Source organism: Streptomyces sp. ERV7 (genome assembly GCF_001653515.1).
Classification (GTDB): domain Bacteria; phylum Actinomycetota; class Actinomycetes; order Streptomycetales; family Streptomycetaceae; genus Streptomyces.
Genome location: NZ_LYOY01000051.1, coordinates 1,221,681 through 1,243,902 on the forward strand (window position 1 = coordinate 1,221,681; position 22,222 = coordinate 1,243,902).

Consider the following 22,222-nt stretch of genomic DNA (forward strand, 5'->3'; position numbering starts at 1 on the left):
AGCGTGAGAAGCCGGGTCGCGGGTGATCAAGGAGGACGGACATGGGAGCACCGCCGAAGGCCGCGCTGGCGAAATGGGAGAAGCTGCGGGAGTTTGCCCTGGGCCTGCCGGGGGCCGTCGAGGAGCACCCCTGGGGCGAGACCGTGGTGAAGGTCAACAAGAAGATCTTCGTCTTCCTCGGCGTGGACGACGGCAGCTGTCCACTGGGCATGGGCGTCAAGCTGACGGACGAGGCCACGCACGCGCACGCCCTGTCCTCGCCCGGGGCCCAGCCTTCGGGGTACGGCCTGGGCAAGTCGGGCTGGGTGCAGGTGCCGCTGGCCGAGAAGGGCGCGCCGAGGGCGGATCTGCTGTGCGAGTGGGTGGAGGAGAGCTATCGGGCGATCGCCACGAAGAAGCTGATCGCGGAGCTCGACGCCGGCTGAGCGGGGCCCGGTGGAACACTGGCGTACCACTCGGTAAAAACCAAGCGCTTGCTCGCGCAGAGGGCTTGTGCGAAGTGGAACGTGTTCTTAGCATCACTGATGTTACATCAGTTGTGTCACAGTGCTGGGGGCTCGATGACAGGTTCAGGGAACGGCCCGCTCACCGGGGTGCGCGTGGTCGAGCTGGCGGGGATCGGGCCCGGCCCGTTCGCCGCGATGCTCCTGGCCGACCTGGGCGCGGACGTGGTGCGGGTCGACCGCCCCGGCGGCGCGGGCCTGGCCGTCGACCCGGCGTACGACCTGACCAACCGCAACAAGCGCTCCGTGCTGATCGACCTGAAGTCCGAGGACGGCCCCCGGCGCGTCCTCGACCTGGTCGAGAAGGCCGACATCCTCGTCGAGGGCTACCGCCCCGGCGTCGCCGAGCGCCTCGGCGTCGGGCCCGAGGAGTGCCTGGCCCGCAATCCGGGGCTGGTCTACGGACGGATGACCGGCTGGGGCCAGGAGGGCCCGCTCGCCGCCCGCGCCGGACACGACATCGCGTACATCGCCGTCACCGGCACCCTCGGCATGATCGGCAAGCCGGACGAGGGCCCGACCGTCCCGGCCAACCTGGTGGGCGACTACGCGGGCGGCTCGCTCTATCTCGTCGTCGGTGTCCTCGCCGCCCTCCAGCACGCCCGTACGAAGGGCGAGGGGCAGGTCGTGGACGCCGCGATCGTGGACGGCGCCGCCCACCTCGCCACCATGATCCACGGCATGATGGCGGCCGGCGGCTGGCAGGACCGGCGCGGCGCCAATCTGCTCGACGGCGGCTGCCCCTTCTACGGCACCTATGAGACCGCCGACGGCGAGTACATGGCCGTCGGCTCTCTTGAGCAGCAGTTCTACGACGAGTTCATCCGCCTCCTGGGCCTGGACGCGGTCGCCCCGGCCCGTAAGGACCTCGCCCGCTGGGAGGAACTGCGCACCGCGATCACCGAGCGGTTCCGCACCCGTACGCGCGCGGAGTGGACGGCCGTCTTCGAGGGGTCGGACGCGTGTGTGGCGCCCGTGCTCTCGCTCCGTGAGGCCCCCGCCCACCCCCGCCAGGGCCTGCTCGGGCTCGCCGTGGACGAGGAGTACGGGGGCGGCGGCAACGCCGACTTCCGCTACAGCGCGGTGCTCGCCGAGGAGTTCACCAGGGCGGGCGCGGCAGGCCTGGCGATCGGGCTGCACAACGACATCATCGGGCCGTATCTGACCGGGCTCGCCACCGAGGAGCAGAGGCGGCGCTGGCTGCCGGGCTTCTGCGACGGCTCCCTGATCACGGCGATCGCCATGACCGAGCCCGGCGCCGGATCCGACCTCCAGGGCATCGCCACGCACGCCGAGGACAAGGGCGACCACTGGCTGCTCAACGGCTCCAAGACGTTCATCTCCAACGGCATCCTCGCGGACCTGGTGATCGTCGTCGCCAGGACCACGCCCGAGGGCGGTGCGCACGGGCTCTCCCTGCTGGTCGTCGAGCGGGGCACGGCCGGCTTCGAGCGCGGTCGCAACCTCGACAAGATCGGCCAGAAGTCCCAGGACACGGCCGAGCTGTTCTTCACCGACGTACGCGTTCCCAAGGAGAACCTCCTCGGCGAGCTCAACGGCGCCTTCGTCCACCTGATGACCAATCTCGCGCAGGAGCGCATGGCCATCGCCGTCGCCGGGATCGCCGCCGCCGAACACCTCCTTGAGATCACCACGCGGTATGTGAAGGAGCGCGAGGCCTTCGGGCGGCCACTGGCCACCAAGCAGCACATCCGCTTCGAGATCGCCGAGATGGCCACCGAGTGCGCCGTCACCCGTTCGTTCCTCGACCGCTGCATCGTGGATCACTCGAACGGGGAACTCGACGCCGTGCACGCCTCGATGGCCAAGTGGTGGGCCACCGAGCTCCAGAAGCGCACCGCCGACCGCTGTCTGCAACTGCACGGCGGCTACGGCTATATGAGCGAGTACCGCGTCGCCAGGGCTTTCACGGACGGACGCATCCAGACCATCTACGGCGGGACCACCGAGATCATGAAGGAGATCATCGGTCGTTCCCTGCTCGGCTAACCCTCCTTGAAAGGCTTTTCAGTGAGCACCGAAGCGTATGTGTACGACGCGATCCGCACCCCGCGCGGCCGGGGCAAGGCCAACGGCTCCCTGCACGGCACCAAGCCGATCGACCTCGTCGTCGGCCTGATCCACGAGATCCGCGCGCGCTTCCCCGGCCTCGACCCGGCGGCGATCGACGACATCGTCCTCGGCGTGGTCGGCCCGGTCGGCGACCAGGGCTCCGACATCGCCCGGATCGCGGCGATCGCCGCCGGGCTGCCGGACACGGTCGCCGGAGTCCAGGAGAACCGCTTCTGTGCCTCGGGTCTGGAAGCGGTCAACATGGCCGCCGCCAAGGTCCGTTCGGGCTGGGAGGACCTGGTGCTCGCGGGCGGCGTCGAGTCGATGTCGCGGGTGCCGATGGCCTCGGACGGCGGCGCCTGGTTCGCCGACCCGATGACCAACTTCGACACCAACTTCGCCCCGCAGGGCATCGGCGCCGACCTCATCGCCACGGTCGAGGGCTTCTCGCGGCGCGATGTGGACGAGTACGCGGCGCTCTCCCAGGAGCGGGCCGCAGAGGCCTGGAAGGACGGCCGGTTCGCCCGGTCCGTCGTGCCCGTCAAGGACCGCAACGGCCTGGTCGTCCTCGACCACGACGAGCACATGCGCCCCGGCACCACGGCCGACTCGCTCGCGGCCCTGAAGCCGTCCTTCGCCGCCATCGGCGACATGGGCGGCTTCGACGCGGTGGCGCTCCAGAAGTACCACTGGGTGGAGAAGATCGACCACGTCCACCACGCGGGCAACTCCTCCGGCATCGTCGACGGCGCCGCCCTGGTCGCCATCGGCTCGCGCGAGGTCGGCGAGCGCTACGGCCTCACCCCGCGCGCCCGTATCGTCTCGGCGGCCGTCTCCGGCTCCGAGCCGACGATCATGCTGACCGGTCCCGCCCCCGCCACCCGCAAGGCGCTCGCCAAGGCCGGGCTCACCATCGACGACATCGACCTCGTCGAGATCAACGAGGCGTTCGCCGGAGTGGTGCTGCGCTTCGCCCGGGACATGGGCCTCTCGCTCGACAAGATCAACGTCAACGGCGGCGCCATCGCCATGGGCCACCCGCTGGGCGCCACCGGCGCGATGATCCTCGGCACGCTCGTCGACGAGCTGGAGCGCCGCGACCAGCGCTACGGCCTCGCCACGCTGTGCGTGGGCGGCGGCATGGGCATCGCCACCGTCGTCGAGCGTCTCTGACCGTCCTCTTCCCGGCCAACCCCGTTACGGAGCAGCATCACATGACCGAGAGCACGACCATCCGCTGGGAACAGGACGAGACCGGCGTCGTCACCCTCGTCCTCGACGACCCCAACCAGTCCGCCAACACGATGAACCAGGCCTTCAAGGACTCCATCGCGGCGATCGCCGACCGCGCCGAGGCCGAGAAGGACTCCATCCGGGGCATCGTCTACACCTCCGCCAAGAAGACGTTCTTCGCGGGCGGCGACCTCAAGGAAATGATCCAGGTCGGCCCCGAGAACGCCCAGCAGGCCTTCGACACCGGCACCGCCATCAAGCACTCGCTGCGCCGTATCGAGACCCTGGGCAAGCCGGTCGTCGCCGCCATCAACGGCGCGGCGCTCGGCGGCGGTTACGAGATCGCCCTCGCCAGCCACCACCGCATCGCCCTAGACGCCCCCGGCTCCAAGATCGGCCTGCCCGAGGTCACCCTCGGCCTGCTCCCGGCGGGTGGCGGCGTGACCCGTACCGTCCGTCTGATGGGCATCGCGGACGCGCTCCTCAAGGTGCTGCTCCAGGGCACCCAGTACACCCCTCGGCGGGCGCTGGAGAACGGCCTGGTGCACGAGGTCGCGGCCACGCCCGAGGAGATGCTCGCCAAGGCCCGCGCCTTCATCGACGCGAACCCCGAGTCCCAGCAGCCCTGGGACGTCAAGGGCTACCGGATCCCGGGCGGCACCCCGTCGAACCCGAAGTTCGCCGCCAACCTGCCCGCCTTCCCGGCCAACCTCAAGAAGCAGCTGAACGGCGCCCCCTACCCGGCCCCGCGCAACATCCTCGCGGCCGCCGTCGAGGGCTCCCAGGTCGACTTCGAGACCGCCCTGACCATCGAGGCCCGCTACTTCACCGAGCTGGTCACCGGCCAGACCGCGAAGAACATGATCCAGGCGTTCTTCTTCGACCTCCAGGCCGTCAACTCCGGTGCCAACCGCCCCAAGGGCATCGAGCCGCGCCCGGTCCGCAAGGTCGCCGTCCTCGGCGCCGGCATGATGGGCGCGGGCATCGCGTACTCGTGCGCCCGGGCCGGCATCGAGGTCGTCCTCAAGGACGTCTCGCCGGAGGCCGCGCAGAAGGGCAAGGAGTACGCGGAGAAGCTCCTCGCCAAGGCGCTCTCGCGGGGCCGCACCACCGAGGCGAAGCGGGACGAGATCCTCGCCCGGATCACCCCCACCGCCACCCCGCAGGACCTGGCGGGCTGCGACGCGGTGATCGAGGCGGTCTTCGAGAACACCGAGCTCAAGCACAAGGTGTTCCAGGAGATCCAGGACGTCGTCGAGCCGGACGCGCTGCTCTGCTCCAACACCTCGACGCTGCCGATCACCGGCCTCGCCGAGGGCGTCACCCGCCAGGCCGACTTCATCGGGCTGCACTTCTTCTCGCCCGTCGACAAGATGCCGCTCGTCGAGATCATCAAGGGCGAGCGCACCGGCGAGGAGGCGCTGGCCCGCGCCTTCGACCTGGTCCGTCAGATCAAGAAGACCCCGATCGTGGTCAACGACTCGCGCGGCTTCTTCACCTCGCGGGTCATCGGCCAGTTCATCAACGAGGGCGTCGCGATGCTCGGCGAGGGCGTCGAGCCCGCCTCCATCGAGCAGGCGGCGGGCCAGGCGGGCTACCCCGCCAAGGTGCTCTCGCTGATGGACGAGCTGACCCTGACCCTGCCCCGCAAGATCCGCGACGAGACGCGGCGCGCGGTCGAGGAGGCGGGCGGCGTCTGGCCCGGCCACCCGGCGGACGCGGTCATCGACCGCATGGTGGACGAGTTCGGCCGCCCCGGCCGCAGCGGTGGCGCGGGCTTCTACGAGTACGACGGCGAAGGCAAGCGCGTACGGCTGTGGCCGGGCCTGCGCGAGCACTTCGGCCAGCCGGGCGCGGAGGTCCCCTTCGAGGACATGAAGGAGCGGATGCTCTTCGCCGAGTCGCTCGACACCGTCCGCCTCTTCGAGGAGGGCGTGCTGACCTCGGTCGCCGACGCCAACATCGGCTCCATCATGGGCATCGGCTTCCCGGCCTGGACGGGCGGCGTGATCCAGTACATCAACGGTTACGAGGGTGGTCTGCCGGGCTTCGTGGCCCGCGCCCGCGAACTGGCCGAGCGCTACGGCGACCGCTTCCTGCCGCCCGCGCTGCTCGTGGAGAAGGCGGAGAAGGGCGAGAAGTTCACCGACGCGTGAGCGAGGGGTGAGGGCGGGGGACCGGAGAGTCCCCCGCCCGTCACTCCGACTCGGCGCGGAACGCCGCCCGCAGCTCTTCCTTGAGCGACCGCTGGAACGCGGTGACCAGGGCCTGCACCACCATGGGCTGCATATGGGCCGACAGCGACCGCATCGCCGCCACATGGTCCGGATCCGACTCCCGCTCCCGGTACGGGTTCCACACCTCGTCCCGGAACAGCCGTGTCAGCTCGTGCGCGGCCGAGCGGGTGTGTTCGAGGAGCACGGTCCGCGCCGCCAGGATCGTCTCGTGCGCGATCGGCACGTCCAGGAGCTGCACCCCGAGCGCGAGCAGTCCGGGGTCGACCAGGAACGCGTCGGCCCTGCCCTCGGTCCGCTCAAGGACGCTCATCGCGGCCAGCCGGTCGAGATCCGTGTCGGACAGCGGCCGCCCGGCCCGCCGCTCCAGCTCGGCCCGGGTCGCCTCCTCGGCGGCGTCCGGCGCCCAGGAGGCGACCACGGCCCGGTGGATGGCCAGGTCGTGCGCGCTGAGGTCGGCCGGCAGCTGCTCCAGATAGCGCTCGATCGCGGCCAGCGTCATCCCGTGGTGCTGCAACTCCTCGATGAGTGCCAGCCGGGACAGATGCGCCGGGCCGTAGTGGCCGACGCGTCGGGGCCCGATGGCGGGGGGCGGCAGCAGGCCTCGGGTGCTGTAGAAACGGATGGTGCGCACGGTGACCCCGGCCCGCGCGGCCAGTTCGTCGACCGTCAGGGTCGGCTCCTCGGTCTCCGTCGCCATGGCGGTGCCTCGTTTCCCCGGGTGCGCGGACTGCGATGCAACAGTATTGCTGTCTCACCACTGTTGTCACCCACGCCGTGGTCACCCACCCGGGGAACGGGCCGCCCGGCTCAGCCGCCCGCGACCAGCGGGTAGTGGTCGGAGAGGTTGGTGTACGTGTAGCTCTTGCCCCAGCTGCTCACCGTCCAGGGCGCCGACTGCTCCTTGACGACGTCGTTGTTCCAGCCGGAGGGACGGGCGTGCCCCTGGTAGTGGAGCACGTAGTCGAGGTCCTCGCGCGGCTCACCGGGGTAGCGGTAGGCGGCGATGGAGTTGTCGACGGTGTCGAACGAGTACGTGTGCCCGGTGCGCGAGTCCGCCCCGACGAGCCCACCGTCGCTGAGCATCGAGGCGTACTCGGCGCTGTGCGAGTCGACGTTGAGGTCACCGGCGAGCATGACCTCCTCGTTCGCCGGGATGTTCTTGGCGTCGAGGAACGACTTGACGGCCTTGAGCTGGAGCGAGCGGTCCTTGGCGGCCTCGCCCGCGCCGCAGCCGGAGTCGGTGGACTGGAGGTGGGTGCCCACGACGTGCACCTTGGTGCCGTTGACGTTCAGCACGACGTAGGCGATGCCCTTGTTGGACCACCAGTCGGCGCCGCAGGCGTCCTTGAAGATCACCTGCTCCTTGCGGAGGATCGGCCACTTGCTGAGCACGGTGACACCGCCGTCCTCGGGTGTCGTCGAGGAGTACGAGCCGCTCGTCGCGTCCCAGCCGTCCTTGCTCCGGCCGACGACGGGGGTCTGGTACGGGTACTGGGCGGCGGCGTTCCGCTTCAGCGCGTCCGAGGTGGTGTTGTCGAACGCCTCCTGAAGGACGACGACGTCGTTGCCCTGGAAGAAGGGAGCGGCCGGTATCGCCTGGGCCCGGTGCTCCTGGCCCCAGTTCGGGTAGAGGTTGGTGCTCATCATGAACGTGTTGTAGCTGAGCACCTTCAGCCGGGGCGCGTCCGCGGCGGCGGTGGCGGCCGAGGCCGACGGGGTGGCGGCGGCCAGCGTGACGGCGGCGAGCGCGGTGGCGAGGGCCGCGCCGGGGACACGGCGAAGCGCGGAGTGCGGCACTGGAACTCCCGTGGGTGAAGTGGGGGGTTGGACTGGCGCGCACATCAAATCAGCCACAGTTACCTTGGGGTAACCATCTGGTGGCGCAATTCTTTACTGGGGCGTAACGAGCGGGCGATCTTGGTGCGCCGGGCCCCTGGGTGACGGACGGGACCCCGGGTGACAGAGGGGGAAATGTGTCATCTGTCATCTGGTAAGCCTGGATACATGATCGAAAGCCGTACGCCGTCCGCCCCCGTCCCGCCTCCGCCCGGCGGTGTCCTGTGGAGCCTCGCCGGCGACGTGCGGATGCTGCTCACGCTGCCCGCCGCACTCACCCTCCAGGTCGCGCACCCGGCCGTCGGCGCCGGGGTCGATGAGCACTCCGTGTTCCGGACCGACCCCTGGGGGCGCGGCGAGCGCTCCCTGCGCTCCCTCCAGCTGTGGGTGTACGGCGGCGAGGCGGCGGCCGAGGAGGGGCGGCGGCTGCGCCGGCTGCACCGGACCATCCAGGGCGCCGATACCCGGGGCCGCCGCTACCACGCGCTGACCCCGGCCAACTACGCCTGGGTGCACGCCACCGGCTATCCCGTCTTCGCCCACTCCCAGAAGTATCTGAACCGCCCCCTCACCGAGGCCCAGGAGCGGCAGATGTACGCGGAGTGGCTCCAGGTCGGACGCATCCTGGGCATCCACGACCGGGACATGCCGCAGACCATCGAGGAGTTCTGGCCGTACTACCGCAAGATGCTGGGCGACGAGATCGCCTCCAACGCGGTCGTCGAGGAACTCATATCCGTCGACGCGAAGGTCCCGGCCCCCGACCGCGGCCCGCTCCCCGTCCGGCTGCTGCTCCGGCTGTGCTGGCCGGTGCTGCTGCCTCCGATCGCCCGGTTCCGGCGCTTCGTGACCCTCGGGTTCCTGCCGCCGGACGCCCGCGAGGCGCTCGGCCTGGAGTGGACCGACGCACAGGAGCGGAAACTGCGCCGGTTCGGCCGCGTGGTGCGGGCCGTCGTGCCCGTACTGCCCGAGCGGCTGCGCTACCTCCCGCTCGCCCGGGAGGCGAGGGCGCGGTTCAGGACGGGGAGCTCCGGCCCGCGGCCCCGGTGACTCTCAGGCCGACGCCCGCTTCACCAGCGCCGTCTCCATGATCACCGACGTCGGCGCGGTCGCCGGGCCTTCGCGCAGGCCCCGCAGCAGCAGCCGGGCCATCAGCCGGCCCATCCCCTCGATGTCCTGGCGGACCGTGGTCAGCGGCGGGTCGGTGCTCTCGGCCACCCCGTGCATGTCGTCGAAGCCGACCAGGGCCACGTCCTTCGGCACCCGGCGCCCCCGCTCGCGCAGCACCCGCAGGGCGCCCGAGGCCATGAGGTCGTTCGCCGCGAACACCGCGTCCAGGTCCGGGCGCCGCCCCAGCAGCCGGGCCATCGCGAGGGCCCCGCTCTCCGCCGTGAAGGCGCCGTGCTCGACCAGCTCGGGGTCGGCGTCGGGCAGCACGTCGTGGAACCCGTCGAGCCGGTCCGTCGCCGACGTCTGGTCGCTGGGGCCCGCGATGTGGGCGACACGGGTGCGGCCGAGCGAGAGCAGATGGCGGACGGCCTGTCTGGCGCCGCCCCGGTTGTCGGCGTCCACATACGGCACGGGCCGCTCGCCCGGCGCCGTCGGCCAGCTCGGGCGGCCCCCGTACACCGTGGGCATCCCCGTCCTGCGGGCGATCGCGGGCAGCGGGTCGTCGGTGTGCAGCGAGAAGGCGAGCGCGCCGTCGACGTGGCCGCCCGCCAGATAGCGGGCGATCCGGTCGTAGTCGCCCGGCCCCTCCACCAGGAGCAGCACCAACTGGGTGTCGTGCGCGGTCAGTTCCCTGCTGATACCCCGGATCTGCTGCGAGAAGAACGGGTCGGAGAAGATCCTGATCTCCGGCTCGGGGATGATCACGGCGACGGCGCCGGTGCGCCGGGTGACCAGGGTGCGGGCGGCGTGGTTGGGGACGTAACCCAGCTCCTCGACCGCCTGGCGCACCTTGTCGACCAGCGGTGGCCGCACCCCCGTGCCGCCGTTGACGACCCGGGAGGCCGTGGCCCGTGAGACGCCGGCGCGCGCCGCGACGGCTTCCAGGGTGGGGCGGGCCCCCAGGTGCTGCTCGGTCACGGCGGGTGCTCCTCGCGGGCGGCGGACGGCGATGCGCCGCCTTCAGCGTATCGGGTGCCAACACGCCGCTGAGAGCGCTTACTTCATCTTCCTGGGCCTTGTTCCCGGGCCTCGTTTGCGGGCCTCGGAGAACCCGGTGGGCGGGCGCGGGCTCCGCGGCCGCGCCCGCCCACCGGCCGACCGTGTCAGCGGTGGTCGTGGATCTCGTTGGTCGCCGCGATCTTCTTCCAGGACTTCGGCTGCGTCAGCGGCACACCGGCCGCCAGCTTCGCCTTCTTGGCGGCCGGGGCGGCCGGCTTCGAGGCCTGGTACAGCCAGGTGTCGAAGAGCCCGGCGAGCGGCTTGCCCGTGGCCTTCTCCGCGTACAGCACGAAGTCGCCCACCTTGGCGTTGCCGTACTGGTGGGCCGTCGGCCAGCCCTTGAGCAGCGCGAAGAAGCTCGTGTCGCCGACCGTGTCGCGCAGCGCCTGGAGGGCGAGCGCGCCCCGGTCGTAGACGGCCAGGTCGAACTGGTTGTCCGGGCCCGGGTCACCCGGCTTGACCTTCCAGAACGCGTCGTCGGCCGGGTGCTGCGCGTACACGTAGTCCGCGAGCTCCTTCGCGGTGCCCTCGCCCTCCTTCTCCGACCAGAGCCACTGGGCGTAGCGGGCGAAGCCCTCGTTGTTCCAGATGTCCTTCCAGCCGTCCACCGAGACGCTGTCGCCGTACCACTGGTGGGCCAGCTCGTGGACGACCACCGAGACGTTGGCGCCGTTCGCGAACTGCTTGGGGCTGTAGTACGGGCGGGTCTGGGTCTCCAGGGCGAAGCCGGAGGTCACGTTCGGCACATAGCCGCCGACCGAGTTGAACGGGTACGGGCCGTAGAGGTCGCTCAGCCACTCGGCGACCTCCTTGGTGCGCTCGATGCTGGCGCGCGCGGCGCCGTCGTTGTCACCGAGGTCCTTGCTGTACGCGTTGATCACCGGCAGCCCGTTGGCCAGGGTGTCGGTGGTGATGTCGAACTTGCCGATCGCCACCGTCGTCAGATAGCTGGCCTGCGGCTTGTTGGAGCGCCAGTTGTAGCGCGTCCAGCCCAGCTTCGAACTCTGCGACTGGAGCGTGCCGTTGCTGATCGCCTGCGTGCCGTCCGGGACGAGGACCGACACGTCGTAGGTGGCCTTGTCCAGCGGGTGGTCGTTGGAGGGGAACCACCACACGGCCGAGTCGGGCTCCTGCGCCGCCACCCCGCCGTCGGGGGTGCGGTGCCAGGCCGTGTACCCGTCGATGCTCAGCTCGGACGGCTTGCCCGCGTACTTCACCACCACCGTGACCGATCGGCCCTTGGCCAGCGGCGCCGCCGGGGTGATCTCCAGCTCCTGGGTGCCGGACTTGGTGTACTTCGCCAGGGTGCCGTTGACCCGGACCTCGCTCACCGCGAGCCCGAAGTCCAGGTTGAAGCGGGAGAGGTTCTGCGTGGTGGTGGCGAGGATCGTCGCCGTGCCCTCCAGGAGGTCCGTGGCGGGCTGGTACTTCAGTCTCAGGTCGTAGTGGGAAACGTCGTAACCGCCGTTGCCGCTGCTCGGGTAGTAGGGGTCGCCGATACCCGGCGCGCCCGGAGTGAAGTCCGTGGCCGATGCCGGGATCGCCAGCAGCAGGGACGCGGCGAGCACGCTCGGGGCGAGGATTCTGCGGTGCACGAGTGCTCCAAGTCGTCGGGGTGAACGATCTCTTCGGACCCTATTCAGCGCCCCTCCGGCAAGTCATGTCCATGGCCCCTGCTGTCACACGATCGCCATTGCGCCGACATGGTGACCTGCTCGCCATGGACCACTTCCGGACCGTGCCTGCCCCCTTTTGCACGGGAGTTGACGGGAGTACCGTCCGCCCATGCCGATTCCTGCGCGGCCCAGCCGCACGAGGTTCAGATCGCTCCGGTCGCCCGGTCGGGCGCGCCTGCTCGTGGTGGCGCTCGCGGCCGCCCTGACGGCCCTGTTCCTCTCCCCGGTGGGCGCCCAGGCGGCCCGTGCCAGGGAGAGCACGCCCGTCTACTCGTACGAGAACGCGATACGCGAATCCGTCTGGGTCGACACGCGGCTCGACGCGGACGGCGACGGCAAGGGCGACCGGGTCGCCGTCGACATAGTCCGCCCCCGCGAGCCCGCGAGCCAGGGCCGCAGGGTTCCGGTCATCATGGACGCCTCGCCGTACTACGCCTGCTGCGGGCGCGGCAACGAGAGCCAGCTCAAGACGTACGACGCGCACGGCGACGTCGTCCAGATGCCGCTCTTCTACGACAACTACTTCGTGCCGCGCGGCTACGCCTTCGTCGGCGTCGACCTGGCCGGAACCAATCGCTCGGACGGCTGTGTCGACATCGGCGGCCCCTCCGACATCCAGTCCGCCAAGGCGGTCGTCGACTGGCTGAACGGCCGCGCCCGCGCGTACACCACCCGGACCGGCGCCCGGCGGGCCGACGCCGGCTGGAGCAACGGCAGGACCGGCATGATCGGCAAGAGCTGGGACGGCACCATAGCCAACGGCGTGGCCGCCACCGGCGTCGAAGGCCTCAAGACGATCGTCCCGATCAGCTCCATATCCTCCTGGTACGACTACTACTTCGCCAAGGGCGCCCCGCTCTACGACTCCGGGCCCGACTGGCTCTCCCACTACGTCGAGAGCCCCACGGGACAGGCCCACTGCGACGCGGTGCAGCGCGAGCTGGTCGACGGGGCGCCGCGCACCGGCGACTGGACGCCGCTGTGGAGCGGACGCGACTACGTGGCCGACGCGGGCAACGTCAGGGCGAGCGTGTTCGTGGTGCACGGCATGCAGGACCTGAACGTCCGCCCCAAGAACTACGGCCAGTGGTGGGACGCGCTGGCGGCGCAGGGCGTCGAGCGCAAGATCTGGCTCTCCCAGACCGGGCACGTCGACCCCTTCGACTACCGCCGCGCCGACTGGGTCCCCACCCTCCACAAGTGGTTCGACCACTATCTCCTCGGCTATGACAACGGCATCGAGCGCGAGCCGATGGCCGACGTCGAGCGCCACCCCGACCAGTGGTCCACCGACCGCACCTGGCCTCCGGCGGGCACCCGTGACGCCGTGCTGCGCCCGGTCGCGGGCTCCGCGCCCGGCGTCGGCGGCCTCGCCCTGAGCCCGGCGCCCGCCGGGACGACCGAGACGTTCACCGACGACCCCCAGCTGGACGAGGTGAAGTGGGCGGCCGCCGTGGACCGCTCCACCCCGGACAAGGCCGGGTTCACGACCCAGCCCCTCGCCGCCGACCTGCGGCTCTCCGGCTCCTCCAAGGTGACCGTCACCGCGACCCCGACCACCACCAGCGCACACCTCTCGGCGGTCCTGGTGGACCTCGGCCCCGACACCATCCGCAATTACGGCGGCGACGGCGAGGGCATCCTCACCGGCACCACCCGCACCTGCTGGGGCGAGAGCACGGCCGGCGACAGCGCCTGTTTCAAGGTCACCGCCGCCGACACCAAGGCCGTCGACTACACCGTGTTCAGCCGGGGCTGGGCCGACCTCGGCAACTACGCGGGCGGCACCGGGCGGCCGCTCACCCCGGGCAAGCCGTACACGATCACCCTCGACCTGCACGCCGGCGACCACGTCGTCCCGGCCGGCCACCGCCTCGCGCTGATCGTCGCGGGCACCGACAGGGACCTCATCGACCCGCCCGCGAGCCGCCCCACGCTCACCCTCGACCTCGCCCGCACCTCGGCGAAGCTGCCGCTCCTCGGCGGTACGGGGGCGTTCCGGCGGGCCACCTCCGGCGCCCCGCCCCACAGCGCGCCGAGGGTCCCGCACCCGGCCGGGGTCGAGGCCCCGCACCTGACGCGCCCGGTCCCGGAGGCGTGGTGAGAGCCCGGACGGCGCTCCTCGGCGTCCTCGGGGCCGCGCTCGCCGTGCCCCTGGTGACGGTGCCGGCGCGGGCGACGGCGAGCCCGCCCCGTACCGGATTCGAGGTGAGCGCCGGGGCGCGCTGGACCGGCGAGGTGGAGGAGCAGGACTTCCTGGCGGCCGTCGCCCAGGGCAGCGACCGCGCCTCGGTCACGCGCATCGGCACCACCACCCGGGGCCGCCCGCTCCAGCTGGTCCGGGTCGGCAGCGGGCACACCGCCAACCGCGTCCTGCTGGTGTGCAGCCAGCACGGCGACGAGCCGGCGGGCCGCGAGGCCTGTCTGGCCACCGTCCGCGACCTCGCCTACGCGAACGACCGGGCGACGCGGCGGCTCCTGGCCCACACCACGCTCTACGTCGTGCCGACCGCCAACCCGGACGGCCGGGCCGCCGACACCCGCGTCAACGCCGACGGCGTCGACGTCAACCGCGACCACATCGCGCTGCGCACGGCCGAGGCGCGGGCGGTGGCCGGGGTCCTGCGCGACGAACGGCCCGACGTCGTCTACGACCTGCACGAGTACGGGGCCACCCCCAAGTACTACGACAAGGACCTGTTCGACCTGTGGCCGCGCAACCTCAACACCGACCCGGCGGTGCACGAGGAGGCCAGGACGCTGTCCGGCGCGTACGTACGGCAGGCCGCCCGCGCGGACGGCTTCTCCACCGGCACCTACGGCATCTGGACCGACCCGGTCACCGGCGAGCCCGTCAAACAGGTCGCGGGCGACGGCCAGGAGCGGATCCTGCGCAACACGGCGGGCATCAAACACGCGGTGGGCCTGCTCATCGAGAGCCGCGTCGACCCGGGAAGCGACGCCGAGGAGGCCGACCCGGCGCTGAACAACCGGCGCCGGGTGGTCTCGCAACTGAGCGGGCTGCGCGGACTGCTGGCCTTCACGGCCGGGCGCAGGGGAGACATCGAGGCGGCGACCAAGGCCGCCCGCCTCGCCGGCTACCGCGACCGGGGACCGGTCTACCTCGGCGGCGCCGACAACGAGCCCGCCACCCCCGCCCAGATCCTCGCCGACCCGCCGTGCGGCTACCGCCTCACCGCCGCCCAGTACGCCGACGTGAAGGACCGGCTGGCCCTGCACGGCGTCCGGGCCGGGCGGTCCGGAGACGGTGCGTTCGTCCCGCTGCGCCAGCCGCTGCGGGCGCTCGTGCCCCTGCTGCTCGACGCCCGTGCGCAGTACGGGCTGACGGCGGCCGAACCCGTACAGCGCTGCTGAGACGGGTTCTCACCGGAGGGGAGTGCGGGAGGCGGCCAGTGCGGCCGCCTCCCGCGCACACCCCCAGGCGACGGTGACCCCGGCGCCGCCGTGCCCGTAGTTGTGCACCAGCAGACCGCCGGACGCGGTGGTCTCCGCCTCGATCCGCACCCCCGACTCCCGCACCGGACGCAACCCCACCCGGTGGGCCAGCACCCGCGCCCCGGCGATCTCGGGACGCACCCGTGCGCACCGCGCCACGATCGCCTCGGCGACCGCCGGATCCGGTACGAGGTCCCAGTCGCCGTCCGTCGCGGTGCCGCCGAGCAGCAGCCCGAACGGCTGGGGGAAGAAGTACGTCGTGTCGCTGGAGGAGTGGTCGACGTGGGTGTACCACTCGCTCACCCCGGGGTTCTCGACCACCACCAACTGGCCGCGCACCGGCCGCACCAGGGGGTCGGGGACCAGCGTACGGGCGCCCAGACCCGTGCAGTTGACCACGACCGGTGCCTGGGGGAAGGCGTCGGCCACCCGGGTCTCCACCGTCCCGCCCGCCGCCTCCAGACGCCGTCGCAGCCAGGCCAGGTGCACCGGCATGTCGATCAGCGGTATCCGGGCGCGCACCCCCTGCGCCGATGCGCGCAACCCGTCCACCTCGGCCGCCCACGGCCCCAGTTCGCCGAGCCGGACGCCCGACTGCAGCCCCTCGACGAGCCGGACCCCGGTCCGCCCGGGATCGGCGGCCAGCTCCTCGTACACCCGCAGGGAGGCCAGCGCCCAGTCGCCGACGCGCCCGGCGGGCTCGATGCGGTAAGGCCACCACAGCGCCCCCGCCACCGCCGACGTCGTCTCCCCGACCGGATCCCGGCTCCACACCCGCACCTGCCGGCCCGACTCCGCAAGGACCACCGCCGTGGTCAGACCGATGACTCCGCCACCCAGCACGATCATCTGCTCGCTCATGGCGGGACGGTAGCGGAATGGGTGACGCCGTGCTCGGATCCGCCACAGAGGGGAATACTCAGGACATGTCAGCCGCGTACGCGACCTTCTCACTCGCCCCCGCGATGCGGGCAGGCGATGTCGCGGGGGCCGGTTCTCCCCAGCTGCACCGCGACTTCATGGACTTCGTCGTCGACGGACGGCCGCTGCTGCTCCAACTCGCCGACCTGGACGCCGTCTCCCCGCTCGCGGCCGACGTGCCGCCCGCCATCCTCGGGGCCCAGGTGCGCAGCCTGCTCCTGGAGACCGCACCGCCGCTGGCCGACGGGCGGTACGTGGTCTATGCCTGCCCGGAGTGCGAGGACCTTGCGTGCGGCGCGGTCACCGCCGTCATCGAGCGCTGCGGCGACGACATCATCTGGCGGGACTTCGCCTGGCAGACCGAGCCCGTGCCCGATCTGATGCTCAACGGCTACCACGGGATAGGGCCGTTCCGCTTCCGTGCCGAGGAGTACAGAGCCGCCCTGGAACGGCTGCTCTGCGACGAGCCGCCCCGGCGCCGGGTCCTGCTCGTGGGGGCCCGCGCGGCCGTCCTCGGCAAGCTCGCGGCGGCCCTGCGCTCGATCGGCATCGGCGCGGACATCGCGCACGACGTCACCGACGCGATCCCCGAGGAGCTGCTGGCCTACGGGGCGGTCGCCTTCGGCCGCGCGGTCCCGGAGGCCGAACGCGCGGCGGTGCGCGCCGCGTTCGCCCGCGCCCGCGCGCACCCCGTGTACGTGACGGGCCTGGCCCCGGTCACCCCGCTCCTGGTGGCCCAGCTGGAACAGGCCCTGGACCGCACCCCGCCGGCCCAGCGCCGGCTCACCTACCTCTCCGCCTCCCCGGACGAGGCCCGGCTCGCGGTCGGCGCGACCTGCCGCGTCCGGCTCACCGCGTACCGCCTGGACCGGCTGCACCGCGTCCGCACCCAGCAGGTCCTGGACGCGGTCCTCGACCCCGGCCCGCACCGGATCCCGCTGGACGAGCGCGCCCTGCGCGGAGAGTCCTTCCTGGTGGCCCGCACCACCGGCGGAGTGATCACGGCGGCGGTCGTGCGCTGAAACGGTCCGCTGGAGCCGAGTGCGGAACCGCTCCGCCGGGGAGCAGGGCCCGGCGCGGGCCCGGCCGGTATTTCGTCGGTGGGTGTCCGCACGCCCCAGTAGGATCTATGTCCTCATGACTGCCACTCTCGTCGCCAAGGACCTCGCCGCCGGCCACGGCGACCGCACGCTCTTCGCCGGGCTCGACCTCGTCGTCGCCCCCGGCGACGTCATCGGCCTCGTCGGGGCGAACGGGGCGGGGAAGTCCTCCCTGCTCCGCCTGCTCGCCGGACTCGACACGCCGGAGGACGGCGAGCTGCGGCTCTCCCCGCCCGGCGCGACCGTGGGGCATCTGCCGCAGGAGCCGGACCGGCGCCCCGGTGAGACCGTGCGCGCCTTCCTGGCCCGCCGCACCGGTGTGGCCGCCGCCCAGGAGGCCATGGACGCCGCCACCCAGGCCCTGGTCGACGGAGCCCCCGGCAGCGACGACGCGTACGCGGAGAGCCTGGAGCGCTGGCTCGACCTCGGCGGCGCCGACCTGGACGAGCGCGCCGAGGAGGTGGCGGCCGCCCTCGGCCTGACCATCGGCCTCGACCAGCCGATGACGGCCCTCTCCGGCGGTCAGGCGGCCCGCGCGGGACTGGCCTCGCTGCTGCTCTCGCGCTACGACGTCTTCCTGCTCGACGAGCCCACCAACGACCTCGACCTGGACGGTCTGGAGCGCCTGGAGTCCTTCGTCAAGGGCCTGCGCGCGGGCACGGTCGTGATCAGCCACGACCGCGAGTTCCTCACCCGTACCGTCACCAAGGTCCTCGAACTCGACCTCGCCCAGCAGCAGATCACGCTCTACGGCGGCGGCTACGAGGCGTATCTGGAGGAGCGGGAGACCGCCCGCAGGCACGCCCGCGAGGACTACGACGAGTACGCGGACAAGAAGTCGGCCCTGGAGGGCCGGGCCCAGATGCAGCGCGGCTGGATGGACAAGGGCGTCAAGAACGCCCGCCGCAAGGCGGGTGACAACGACAAGATGGGCAAGAAGTTCCGCAGCGACTCCAGCGAGAAGCAGGCCGCCAAGGCCCGCCAGACGCAGCGCATGATCGAGCGCCTGGACGTCGTCGAGGAGCCCCGCAAGGAGTGGGAGCTGCGGATGGAGATCGCGTCCGCCCCCCGCTCGGGCGCGGTCGTCGCCACCCTCAACCAGGCCGAGATCCGGCGCGGCGACTACACCTTCGGCCCCGCCTCCCTCCAGATCGACTGGGCCGACCGCGTGGCGATCACCGGCGCCAACGGCGCGGGCAAGTCCACCCTGCTCGCCGCCCTGCTCGGCCGCCTCACGCTCGACTCGGGGCAGGCCGCGCTCGGCTCCGGCGTGATCGTCGGCGAGGTCGACCAGGCCCGGGGGCTCTTCGTCGGCGAGGAGTCCCTGCTCGAAGCGTTCTGCGCGGCCGTCCCCGACACCGAGCCGGCCGAGGTGCGCACGCTGCTTGCCAAGTTCGGTCTGCGCGCCGACCACGTACTGCGCCCCGCCGCCTCGCTCTCGCCCGGCGAGCGCACCCGGGCCGCGCTCGCGCTGCTCCAGGGCCGGGGCGTCAACCTGCTCGTCCTCGACGAGCCGACCAACCACCTCGACCTCCCCGCGATCGAGCAGCTGGAGTCCGCCCTCGACTCGTACACCGGCACCCTGCTCCTGGTCACCCACGACCGCCGGATGCTGGACGCGGTGCACACCACCCGGCGCATCGAGGTCGCCGACGGCAAGGTCACCGAGCAGTAGGACGCGCCCGCGTTACGTGAGCGGCGGCCGGTCCGCGCGTACGGTGAGCGCGTGGACCGCGAGCGCGACCGACTGCAGGCCGTTCTGGAGGCGCTGCCCCGGGCGGCGATCGTGCAAGGCGGCGACGAGCACGTGGTCGCCGTCAACCGCCGTTTCGTCGAGATGTTCGGCCTGGCCGGGCGGGTCCCGTACGAGCCCGGCGCGCCGCTGGGGCCCGTCGTCGAGGCGGTCTGCGACACCTTCGCGGACCGCCCCGCCTGGGCCGTCGAGAGCACCCACACGATCGCCGCCCGCCGGATCCACCGCGCCGCCGAGATCGACCTCACCGACGGCCGGGTCATCCGCCGCGACGTGGAGCCGCTCCACGACGCCGGCGGGCGGCCCTTCGGGTCGCTGTGGACCGCCGAGGACATCACCGAGGACAAGCGCCGTGAGCACGCGCTGCGGCGCGACAACGAGGCGCTCGCGGAGCTGGCCAGTCAGCGCAACGAGTTCCTCGCCTCCGCGTCTCACAACCTGCGCACCCCGCTGACCTCCATCATCAGCTTCTGCGACCTGCTTGCGGACCCCGCGTCGGGCCCGCTGGACGCGGACCGGCGGGAGTTCCTCGAAGCCATCCGCCGCAACGCCCTGCGGATGGCGACCGTGATCACCACGCTGATGGACACCACCCGGATGCGCGAGCCCCGACTGCGCCTGGAGTTCGGCGAGGTGGACATCGCGCGGATGCTGGAGCACGCCGTGCACGACCGTATGCCGGCGCTCACCGAAGCCGGCCTCTTCACCGTCCTCGACTGCGCGCCCGGCCCGCTGCTGTACGGCGACGAGCACCGGCTCGAACACGTCCTCGCCAATCTGCTGGAGAACGCGGCGAAGTACACCCCGCCCGGCGGCCGGGTCGCGATCGAGGCCGCGCCGGAGGACGACAGCTGGCGCATCGCGGTCTCGGACACGGGCATCGGGGTGCCCGAGGACTACCGCGAAGAGATCTTCTCCGGTTTCGTCCGGGCCCCCAACGCCGAGAGCGGCGGCTTCCCCGGCACCGGCCTCGGCCTCACCTTCAGCCGGGACATCGTGCGCCGCCACGGCGGTGAGCTCTCCGTCGCGGACGCGCCGGGCGGGGGAGCGGTCTTCACCCTGCGCCTGCCGGTCGCCGGGCCCGCGCGCCCCGGGGAGGCGCCGTGACACGGATCCTCGTCGTCGAGGACGACCCCGACGTGGCGACCGCGCTACGGGTGCTGCTGACCCGGGCCGGGTACGAGGTGGTGGCCGCCGCCGACGGCCGCGACGGCCTGCGCCGCCTCTTCGCCGACGCCCCCGACCTGATGCTGCTCGACATCGGGCTGCCCGGGCTCGACGGCTGGCAGGTCCTGGAGCGCACCCGGGACATGACCGATCTGCCCGTCCTGCTCCTCACCGCGCGCGGCGCCGAGAGCGACCGGGTGCGGGGCCTGCGGGCCGGGGCCGACGACTACCTCCCCAAGCCCTTCGGCAACGAGGAACTGCTGGCCCGGGTCGAGGCCCTGCTGCGCCGTGCCGCGCCCGCGCGCTGGGCGGGAGCCGCCCAGGACGAGGCCCTGCGCCTGGTCCCCGAGCGCCGCTCGGCGATCTGGCACGGAGAGGAGGTCCGCCTCAGCGACATCGAGTACCGCCTGCTCCAGCTCCTGGTCCGCAACCGGGGCCGGGTGGTCACCACGGACCAGCTCCTCGACCAGGTCTGGGACGACCCCCAGGGCATCGGCCGCGACCGGGTGAAGTTCGCGGTACTGAGACTGCGGCGGAAGTTGCAGCAGGGGGCGGGCAGCCCGGAGTCCGACCCGATCGAGGCGGTGCGGGGGATGGGCTACCGCTATCGCGGGGACCAAAGTCCCTGATCCGGGGCGGGCCGAAAGTCCCGAATTCCTGAGATACGGGCTTCCGCAACCTTTGGGCAACCGAGCGTTATCCGTCCGGGCAACGGACGAAGGCGACCTTTTGGGACGTCCCCGTCGGTCCGTCCCTGGAGTCCACGTGTCCGCTCTGCCGCCCCGCAGCATCGCCGTCGTCCTCGGCACCCGTCCCGAGCTGGTCAAGCTCACCGAGCTGATCCGGCTGCTCGGACCCGCCGCGCACGTCGTGCACACGGGGCAGCACTACGACGAGGAGCTCTCCGGCCGCTTCCTCACCGACCTCGGCATACCCGAGCCCACCTACCTCACCGGCATCGGCGGCCACCCCCGCGCCGTGCAGATCTCGGCGGCCCTGGCCCAGCTCGACGCGCTGTTCCTGGCGCGGCCGCCGCTCGCCGCGGTCGTCCAGGGCGACACCAACGCCGCGCTCGCCGGCGCCCTCGCCGCCAACGCCCGGTCGGTCCCGCTCGTCCACGTCGAGGCCGGGCTGCGCAGCCACGACCGGAACATGCCGGAGGAGCACAACCGCGTCCTGATCGACCGACTCGCGGACGTGCTGTGCGCGGCGACCCCGGAGAACCGCGCCAACCTGCTGGCGGAGGGCGTCGCCCCGGAGCGCGTGCAGGTCACCGGCAACACCGTGGTCGAGGCGGTCCACAGCCAGCTGCCGGACGCGGACGAGCGTTCCGCGCACCTGGAGAAGCTCGGGCTGGCTCCCGACGGCTTCGTCCTGGCCACGGTCCACCGCCCCGAGAACACCGACGACCCGGCCGCCCTGCGCGCGATCCTCACCGAGCTGGCCGCGCTCGCGGCCGACCTGCCGGTGGTCCTTCCGCTGCATCCGCGCACCCGGGCCCGTATCGAGGCGGCGGGGCCGGCCGAGCTGCTCGGGACGCTGCGGGTGACCCGGCCGCTCGGCTACCGCGAGTTCCTCGCCCTGGCGCGGCACGCGGCGCTGCTCGTCTCCGACTCCGGGGGCGTCCAGGAAGAGGTCACCGTGCTCGGCCGCCCGCTGGTGGTCGTCCGCAACTCCACGGAGCGGCCGGAGGCGATGGCCGACTTCGCCACGCTGGTGGCGCCGGGACCCGAGCTCGGGCGCGCCGCGCGGGACGGGCTGGCCCTGGGGCCCGCAGGCCGCGCACGGCTCGCGGCGCTGCCGAGCCCGTTCGGGGACGGTCTCGCGTCGCGACGGATCGTGGAGCTGCTGGCGGATCTGGCCGCGCCCAGCGGGTCCCTCGCAGGGCCCGCCTTGTACGCGGCGGCGTAGCCGCGGTCGTCCGTCCGCGGGCCGTCGCCGACCGGCCACCCACTTCCCAGCGGGGGCCTGCGACGCCCGGAGCGCAAGCGCGCCGGCGGGCGCGCTCGTGCCTTGCCCGCGGGCCGTCGTCGGCTGGTCGCGCCGTTCCCCGCGCCCCTTCAGGGGGCTGCGCCCCCCACTTCCTCACCTCACCGAA

16 protein-coding genes and 2 pseudogenes are annotated in these 22,222 nt (G+C 72.3%); 13 read left to right on the plus strand and 5 right to left on the minus strand.

Annotated elements, in window-relative coordinates:
• The first annotated feature begins 41 nt into the window (after window positions 1-41).
• The 5 genes and pseudogenes from A8W25_RS28350 to A8W25_RS28365 all read left to right on the plus strand — a co-directional run bounded on the left by A8W25_RS28350 (window position 42) and on the right by A8W25_RS28365 (window position 5,965).
• A complete protein-coding gene (locus A8W25_RS28350) occupies window positions 42-425 on the plus strand; it encodes an MmcQ/YjbR family DNA-binding protein (RefSeq protein WP_067166604.1) in 384 nt (127 codons plus the stop codon).
• A gap of 216 nt (window positions 426-641) precedes the next feature.
• Window positions 642-1,481 (plus strand): annotated as a pseudogene (locus A8W25_RS34555) (CaiB/BaiF CoA transferase family protein); the annotation flags it as partial.
• 30 nt (window positions 1,482-1,511) lie between these two features.
• Window positions 1,512-2,513: pseudogene (locus A8W25_RS34560) on the plus strand (acyl-CoA dehydrogenase family protein); the annotation flags it as partial.
• Between the two features lie 21 nt (window positions 2,514-2,534).
• Window positions 2,535-3,749 carry an acetyl-CoA C-acetyltransferase gene (locus A8W25_RS28360; RefSeq protein ID WP_067166606.1) on the plus strand — a complete coding sequence of 405 codons (1,215 nt, stop codon included), beginning with the start codon at window positions 2,535-2,537 and terminating at the stop codon, window positions 3,747-3,749.
• 41 nt (window positions 3,750-3,790) lie between these two features.
• Window positions 3,791-5,965 (plus strand): 3-hydroxyacyl-CoA dehydrogenase NAD-binding domain-containing protein, encoded by a 2,175-nt coding sequence (locus A8W25_RS28365; protein WP_067166609.1) that lies wholly within the window; start codon window positions 3,791-3,793, stop codon window positions 5,963-5,965.
• A 40-nt stretch (window positions 5,966-6,005) separates the two neighbouring features.
• On the opposite strand, the gene A8W25_RS28370 is transcribed toward A8W25_RS28365, so the two are convergent.
• On the minus strand, window positions 6,006-6,743 hold the full coding sequence (locus tag A8W25_RS28370) for a MerR family transcriptional regulator (protein WP_067166611.1): 738 nt from the start codon (window positions 6,741-6,743) through the stop codon (window positions 6,006-6,008).
• Between the two features lie 110 nt (window positions 6,744-6,853).
• On the minus strand, window positions 6,854-7,843 hold the full coding sequence (sph, locus tag A8W25_RS28375; RefSeq protein ID WP_067166612.1) for a sphingomyelin phosphodiesterase: 990 nt from the start codon (window positions 7,841-7,843) through the stop codon (window positions 6,854-6,856).
• Between the two features lie 207 nt (window positions 7,844-8,050).
• Here sph and A8W25_RS28380 point away from each other — a divergent pair, with 207 nt between their 5' ends.
• Window positions 8,051-8,932, plus strand: coding sequence for an oxygenase MpaB family protein (locus A8W25_RS28380; RefSeq protein ID WP_067166614.1), 882 nt, complete (start codon window positions 8,051-8,053; stop codon window positions 8,930-8,932).
• Window positions 8,933-8,935: 3 nt separating this feature from the next.
• On the opposite strand, the gene A8W25_RS28385 is transcribed toward A8W25_RS28380, so the two are convergent.
• Entirely contained in the window at window positions 8,936-9,970 is a 1,035-nt protein-coding gene (locus A8W25_RS28385) for a LacI family DNA-binding transcriptional regulator (RefSeq protein ID WP_067166616.1), read from the minus strand.
• A gap of 185 nt (window positions 9,971-10,155) precedes the next feature.
• Entirely contained in the window at window positions 10,156-11,646 is a 1,491-nt protein-coding gene (locus A8W25_RS28390; protein WP_067166619.1) for a M1 family metallopeptidase, read from the minus strand.
• A gap of 190 nt (window positions 11,647-11,836) precedes the next feature.
• Between A8W25_RS28390 and A8W25_RS28395 the strand changes: the two genes are divergently transcribed.
• Together A8W25_RS28395 and A8W25_RS28400 are read left to right on the plus strand one after the other, a co-directional pair.
• Window positions 11,837-13,831: a Xaa-Pro dipeptidyl-peptidase gene (locus A8W25_RS28395; protein ID WP_079126453.1), complete on the plus strand. Its 1,995-nt coding sequence runs from the start codon at window positions 11,837-11,839 to the stop codon at window positions 13,829-13,831.
• Window positions 13,828-15,102 carry a M14 family metallopeptidase gene (locus tag A8W25_RS28400; RefSeq protein WP_067166622.1) on the plus strand — a complete coding sequence of 425 codons (1,275 nt, stop codon included), beginning with the start codon at window positions 13,828-13,830 and terminating at the stop codon, window positions 15,100-15,102. Before A8W25_RS28395 ends, A8W25_RS28400 begins: the two co-directional genes overlap by 4 nt.
• 9 nt (window positions 15,103-15,111) lie before the next feature.
• Here the strand turns inward: A8W25_RS28400 and A8W25_RS28405 are convergent, their stop codons facing one another.
• Complete coding sequence (locus A8W25_RS28405; protein WP_199831846.1) at window positions 15,112-16,044, minus strand: FAD-dependent oxidoreductase; 933 nt, start codon at window positions 16,042-16,044, stop codon at window positions 15,112-15,114.
• A gap of 65 nt (window positions 16,045-16,109) precedes the next feature.
• Between A8W25_RS28405 and A8W25_RS28410 the strand changes: the two genes are divergently transcribed.
• From A8W25_RS28410 to wecB, 5 genes are all read left to right on the plus strand, one after another.
• Complete coding sequence (locus A8W25_RS28410) at window positions 16,110-17,126, plus strand: oxidoreductase (RefSeq protein ID WP_067166627.1); 1,017 nt, start codon at window positions 16,110-16,112, stop codon at window positions 17,124-17,126.
• 115 nt (window positions 17,127-17,241) lie between these two features.
• Window positions 17,242-18,879, plus strand: a complete 1,638-nt coding sequence (locus A8W25_RS28415) for an ABC-F family ATP-binding cassette domain-containing protein (RefSeq protein ID WP_067166632.1) — start codon at window positions 17,242-17,244, stop codon at window positions 18,877-18,879.
• Between the two features lie 51 nt (window positions 18,880-18,930).
• A complete protein-coding gene (locus A8W25_RS28420) occupies window positions 18,931-20,064 on the plus strand; it encodes a PAS domain-containing sensor histidine kinase (RefSeq protein ID WP_067166637.1) in 1,134 nt (377 codons plus the stop codon).
• Window positions 20,061-20,753, plus strand: coding sequence for a response regulator transcription factor (locus tag A8W25_RS28425; RefSeq protein WP_067166638.1), 693 nt, complete (start codon window positions 20,061-20,063; stop codon window positions 20,751-20,753). Before A8W25_RS28420 ends, A8W25_RS28425 begins: the two co-directional genes overlap by 4 nt.
• Before the next feature lie 136 nt (window positions 20,754-20,889).
• A complete protein-coding gene (gene wecB, locus A8W25_RS28430; protein WP_067166641.1) occupies window positions 20,890-22,035 on the plus strand; it encodes a non-hydrolyzing UDP-N-acetylglucosamine 2-epimerase in 1,146 nt (381 codons plus the stop codon).
• Window positions 22,036-22,222 lie beyond the last annotated feature (187 nt).